We start from the raw sequence: 5,742 nt of genomic DNA, 5'->3' as shown, positions 1-5,742 counted from the left end.
CTGCAGAGATCGCATTTACACGCTGTCCTTTTTTGCCTAAGTCTACTGCCATATAGCGTACAGTTGATTCAAGTGCTGCTTTTGCCACACCCATTACATTGTAATTTACAATGTATTTTGGTCCACCTAAATAAGAGAGTGTAAGAATAGAAGCATCATCACTTAAAACAGATTCTAGTCTATTTGTTAAATCAATAAGAGAGTAAACAGAGATGTCCATAGCAATTTGAAAAGCACTTTTAGTCGTTTTTATAAAAGGCTCAGAGAGTGCCTCTTTTGGAGCAAATGCAACAGAGTGTACCAAAAAGTCAATTTTTCCAAAATCTTTCTCTATTTTAGCAGCGATGCCTGCCATATGCTCTTCATTTGAAACATCTAACTCATACACATATTCACTTCCAAACTCTTTTGCTATTGGTTCTACTCTTTTTTTAAGTGCATCATTAAGGTAAGTAAATGCCATCTCTGCACCCTGTGCTGCACATGCTTTTGCTATTCCATAAGCTATTGATTTATTGTTTGCAAGACCTACAATAAGACCTCTTTTTCCTTTCATTAACATCTATATTTTCCTTTATTTAGTTTTATCAAGTTCATCGGCATATTGAATCATTTTGCCAAAATGTTCTGCATATAAGGCTGCACTCCCTACTAAAATACCATCAACATTTTTCACACTCAAAACATCTTTAGCATTGTTTACTTTTACACTGCCACCATAAAGTAGTGGTGCTGCAGATATTTTTTTCAACTCAGCATGCATATCTTCAATATCTTCAAGTGTAGGTGTAAGTCCTGTTCCAATTGCCCATACAGGTTCATACGCGACAATAAGATTTTCATAATTAGTATCTATGCCTTCATATTGTTTCTTTATATATGTAAGCATTGTTTGCTTTGATGCTTCACGAATCTCTTTAGGTTCGCCCACACAAAAGACAATTTTAAAACCTTTTTCCTTGAAGTAATTAAACTTTTGTACCAAAAATTCTTGGCTTTCACCCAAAATATGACGGCGTTCACTATGTCCGATTAAAATCGTTTTTATACCAAATTCATCAAGTTGTTCAAGCCCTGTCTCACCTGTAAATGCACCATTTTGTGTTGGGTATGCATTTTGAGCACCAATAGTTATGCTTTTTGTTTGGAAATTATCTAAAGATGTCATAGCTGGAAAAACTAAAACATCAGAAGATGAAACATCTGCAAATTTTTGCAACTCTTGTATATAACTATGTGTAGCACTGCGTGTAAGATTTGTTTTTAAATTCGCTGCTATTATCATTTCTAACTCTCTTCTTTGCTTTTTTCAACCATCAAAGGTTTCACACCTGGAAGAATTTTACCTTCAAGAAGCTCCAGTGAAGCCCCTCCACCAGTTGAAATAAAGCTCATTTCATCATCAACACCAACACGCTGCACTAGGTCTGCAGTATCACCACCACCGACAACTGTTGTCGCATACGAATCAGCTACAAAGTGTGCTATTTTTGAACTACCTCTTGCAAATTTATCCATCTCATAAACACCCATTGGTCCATTCCAAAGCACTGTTTGAACATCGTTTAAACCCTCACGATAGAGTCTCACAGTAGCAGGTCCAATGTCAAGCCCCATCCAACCACTTGGAATCTCTTGTGCAGTTACAATCTTACTTACAGCATCTTCTGCAAACTTCTCAGCAGCAACTACATCTACAGGAAGATAGAGTTTCACCCCAAGTTTTTTCGATTCGTCCATAATACCTTGTGCCTCTTCTAGCAAATCATCTTCAACTAATGATGCACCAATGTTATAGCCCATCTGCTTTAAAAATGTAAATGCCATTCCTCCACCGATGAAAATTTTATCTACTTTTGGCAAGAGATTTACTAATGCTTCAAGTTTTCCTGAAACCTTGCTACCACCAACTATTGCTGCAAAAGGGCGTACTGGGCTATTTATAAGTTTTCCAAAAAAGTTAATCTCACGATCAAGTAAAAAACCTGCTGCTTTATGTTCATTATCAAAAAAGTGTGTGATTCCTTCTACTGAAGCATGAGCACGATGGCTTACACCAAAAGCATCATTGACATAAAATTCAGCCATCGATGCTAAAGTCTTTGCCAATACAGGGTCATTTTTCGTCTCGCCAGCTTCAAAACGAAGATTTTCCAGTAAAAGAACCTCACCCTCTTTTAGAGCGCTTGCTTTACTCATAGCATCTTCACCAACTACATCTTTAGCCAAAGTGACATCACGCTTTAAAAGATGTTGTAGACGACGCGCTACAGGTGCAAGTGAATACTTTTCAACCACTTCTCCCTTTGGACGACCAAGGTGAGACGCTAAAATTACTGCACAATTTTGGTCAAGACAATAATGAATTGTTGAAATCGCTGAACGAATGCGTCTATCATCTGAAATATTTCCAAACTCATCCATTGGTACATTAAAATCACATCTTATGAAAACTTTTTTACCTGCCAAATCTAACTTTTTTATATTTAATAATTCCACTATTATCCTTTTAATTTTTTTTACTTATATGTATTGCCATATCAAGAAGCCGTGAGGAGTAACCCCATTCATTGTCATACCATGACATTACTTTTATCATATTGCCGCCTATTACCTGAATTAAATCCTCTGCAACTATAGAGCTGTAATTACATCCAACAAAGTCTTGCGAAACACGCATTTCTTTGTCTATGAGTAAAATACCTGTAAATTCACTCTCTGCTTTTTTATTAAAAAGTGCTCTTACTTCCTCTTCTGTTGTGTTTTTTGCAACAACAACATTCAGATCCATCATAGAGACATCAGGAGTTGGTACACGCACACTCTGTCCATGTAATTTACCCTCAAGCTGTGGCATAACACGGTTAATTGCCTTTGCTGCACCAGTTGTTGTTGGTATCATATTTACAGCTGCCGCACGAGAACGCCTTTTATCACGGGTATGCTTTACATCAAGGAGATTTTGATCATTTGTATAGGAGTGAATGGTTGTCATCAAACCTTTTTCAATGCCAAAAGCATCATCAAGAATTTTTGCTACAGGCGCTAAACAATTTGTCGTGCATGAAGCATTAGAGACAATGCTCTGCCCCGCATACTCTTGCTCATTCACACCTATTACAAATGTAGGTGTCATTTCATCTTTTGCTGGAGCGGAGAGCAGAACTTTTTTTATACCATTATCGATGTATGTTTGTGCAATATCAGAAGTTAAAAAGAGTCCCGTACACTCAAGCACCAAATCAGCGCCACACTCAGCAAAAGGGAGATTTTTTGGCTGGGATTCTGAGAAAATTTTAATACTTTTTCCATCTATAGAGATATGTTCTTCATCAATTTTACTAACTGAAACATCAAATGTTCCATGCACAGAATCATTTTGTAAAAGATAGAGCATCATATCGATCTCTGTTAAGTCATTAATGGCAACGATCTGTATGTCATCTCGTTTTGAAGCGATGCGAGTAACACAGCGCCCTATTCTACCAAAGCCATTAATAGCTATTTTCAATGCCATTATTTATCCTAAAAATTTTAATTGGATTATTTTATCCAAAATTAGTTATAATTCGTATTAAATGGAAACAGTAGCACTCTATGGAGGTTCTTTTGACCCTCCACATATTGGTCATGAAGCGGTTGTAAAAGCAGTTAGTGAACTTTCGTTTATTGACAAAACGATTGTTATGCCGACCTATCTCAATCCGTTTAAAAGGGCTTTCTTTGCCCCACCAGAGCTGCGTTTGAAATGGTTGAAAAATATTTTTTCTTCTTATAAAAATGTACAAATCAGCTCCTTTGAAGTGGATTTACAAAGAGAAGTGGCTACTGTTGAAACGATTAAATATTTGAAAAAAAAATATTCTAGAATTTACCTCGTAATAGGTGCAGATAATCTAAAATCTCTGCATAAGTGGCAAGATTATGATGAATTGAAAGAGTCCGTCCACTTTATAATAGCAAAAAGAGACGCAGTTAGGGTCTCTGATGAGTTTATAAAACTAGAAATTGACGAGAATATTTCTTCTTCATCTTTACGAAAAGATATGGATATAAAAAAATTACCAAAGGCAGTTGCTAAACAAATTGCCCAATACTACAAGGAACACAATGCAAAACAGAATACAAAAAATAACTGATTCACTCGACAAAAACAAGGCAGAAGCAATAGAAGTTTTTGACCTTAATGATAAAAACTACATCGTTGATTATGCGGTTATAGCATCATCACTCGGACAAAAACATACTTTGGCACTCCTAAACCATCTTAAAGATGAGCTCAAACCTCAAGAACATTTTAATAATGTTGATGAGAGCGGAGACTGGGTTGTGATTGACTTAGGTGATATTCTTATTCATATAATGACTCCTGAATATAGAGTTAAGTATGATATGGAAACATTTTTGAGTGAGTTAGGGGGTCACTAACTTCTCATTTAACTTCTCTAGTATATCTTTATAGTTGTAGATTGACTCTACATACTTCACAGGTTCTTCCCCTCTTGCATAACCATATTTTAGATTTCTATAATATTTTTTATGCGAGAGAAGTGGAAGCACTATCTTCATATCACTCCAAACATTTGGATTTAACCCTAACCTTTGTGCTAGTTTACGAGCATCTTGTATATGACCAAATCCAATATTATAAGCAGCAAGCGCAAATTTTAATTTACTCTCATTCTCCACTTCAGGAGGAATATGTTTTATCATCTGCATAAGATGTCTTGTCCCTCCATTAACACTCTCTTTGGGGTTTAGTCTATGTTTTACACCCAATATTTTTGCTGTCTTTTTTGTAAGCATCATAAGCCCACGAACACCAGTAAAACTTTTTGCTCGCGGATTCCAGTGAGATTCCTGATAAGAAACCGCAGCTAAGAGCGTCCATGGTATCGCATATTTTTCTCCTGCTGTTACGAAATATTTTTTATATTTTGGCAATCTGCTTTTTATACGCTTGTAAAACATTTTTGCATTATAATAATCAAAAAAGAGAATATAACCATAGTAGCGATCTTTTAATTGTATCATTTTTCCTTTTTGATTATAGTCATTCAGCCATGCGTACATATCCATCTCTAATTTTGGACTGTTTTTAGGAAGTATCCAAGCGAGTTGTTCTCTAGCACTAATAGAAAATGCTAAAGCAATATTTGGAAAATAGCGTAGATTTATGGAGTAGATATTTGAATCGGCAATGGTACAATCTATTTGATGCTTTGCCACCATCTCTAGCAACTCTTCTGTAGAGTTATCAGAATTAGTAACTGCGTTTATGTCAAAGCCATCCTCTTTTAATGATGTAATTGTCTCCGCATAACTGGTATCTGCTCCGACCATTATATTAAGCCCTTCCAAATCCTCTACATCTCTTGGAAAATTATCACCTCTTAACATATCTCTATTGCAAATAACCTGCTCTTGTACTTCAAAATAGGAGGGTCCAAAATTATATTTTGCTTTTCTTTGTGCAGTTTTTGCTAAAGATGCAGAAGTAATGTCAATATCGCTGCGTTTAGAGAGTACTAGGGCTTCTTGAACTGTATGTGCTGCTGTAACATTTAGCTCAACGCCCAAATGCTTAGCATAGGATTTTAGTAAATCATACTCAAAACCCTGTGGACCATCAGCACCTATAATATATGTTGAAGGTGCATTCAAAAGTACTACATTTAACATCCCTCTTCTCTTTATTTTTTGTAAAAGAGAGACTTTTTTTTGAATTTTAGGTGTTGGCAC

At 35.9% G+C, this 5,742-nt stretch carries 7 protein-coding genes; 2 read left to right on the top strand and 5 right to left on the bottom strand.

Annotated features, from left to right (window positions below; genetic code table 11):
• From MVY38_RS01345 to gap, 4 genes are all read right to left on the bottom strand, one after another.
• The coding region (locus MVY38_RS01345) for an SDR family oxidoreductase (RefSeq protein ID WP_297482635.1) at positions 1–562 on the bottom strand (562 nt) is incomplete at its 3' end.
• 12 nt (positions 563–574) lie between these two features.
• Positions 575–1,285: a triose-phosphate isomerase gene (locus tag MVY38_RS01340; RefSeq protein ID WP_297482633.1), complete on the bottom strand. Its 711-nt coding sequence runs from the start codon at positions 1,283–1,285 to the stop codon at positions 575–577.
• Between the two features lie 2 nt (positions 1,286–1,287).
• A complete protein-coding gene (locus MVY38_RS01335) occupies positions 1,288–2,499 on the bottom strand; it encodes a phosphoglycerate kinase (protein WP_297482630.1) in 1,212 nt (403 codons plus the stop codon).
• A gap of 10 nt (positions 2,500–2,509) precedes the next feature.
• On the bottom strand, positions 2,510–3,517 hold the full coding sequence (gene gap, locus MVY38_RS01330) for a type I glyceraldehyde-3-phosphate dehydrogenase (protein WP_297482628.1): 1,008 nt from the start codon (positions 3,515–3,517) through the stop codon (positions 2,510–2,512).
• A gap of 61 nt (positions 3,518–3,578) precedes the next feature.
• On the opposite strand from gap, the gene nadD reads away from it, so the two are divergent.
• On the top strand, positions 3,579–4,139 hold the full coding sequence (gene nadD / locus MVY38_RS01325) for a nicotinate (nicotinamide) nucleotide adenylyltransferase (RefSeq protein ID WP_297482625.1): 561 nt from the start codon (positions 3,579–3,581) through the stop codon (positions 4,137–4,139).
• The gene (gene rsfS / locus MVY38_RS01320; RefSeq protein WP_297482622.1) at positions 4,111–4,428 is read left to right on the top strand and encodes a ribosome silencing factor; all 318 of its coding nucleotides are present in this window, start codon (positions 4,111–4,113) and stop codon (positions 4,426–4,428) included. Before nadD ends, rsfS begins: the two co-directional genes overlap by 29 nt.
• On the opposite strand, the gene mltF is transcribed toward rsfS, so the two are convergent.
• Positions 4,414–5,742, bottom strand: a 1,329-nt coding sequence (gene mltF, locus MVY38_RS01315) for a membrane-bound lytic murein transglycosylase MltF (RefSeq protein WP_297482618.1), incomplete at its 5' end; no start/stop codon positions are given. The two genes, rsfS and mltF, sit on opposite strands and share 15 nt — an antisense overlap.

It is taken from the genome of Sulfurimonas sp., assembly GCF_027056685.1.
In the GTDB taxonomy this organism is placed as follows: domain Bacteria; phylum Campylobacterota; class Campylobacteria; order Campylobacterales; family Sulfurimonadaceae; genus Sulfurimonas.
This window is presented reverse-complemented; position numbering and strand designations above follow the sequence as displayed.

Excerpts from the sequence above, each read along its gene's own strand:
- rsfS (WP_297482622.1), top strand. The coding sequence starts at position 4,111 with ATGCAAAACAGAATACAAAAAATAACTGATTCACTCGACAAAAACAAG.
- gap (WP_297482628.1), bottom strand. The coding sequence starts at position 3,517 with ATGGCATTGAAAATAGCTATTAATGGCTTTGGTAGAATAGGGCGCTGT.
- MVY38_RS01340 (WP_297482633.1), bottom strand. The coding sequence starts at position 1,285 with ATGATAATAGCAGCGAATTTAAAAACAAATCTTACACGCAGTGCTACA.
- nadD (WP_297482625.1), top strand. The coding sequence starts at position 3,579 with ATGGAAACAGTAGCACTCTATGGAGGTTCTTTTGACCCTCCACATATT.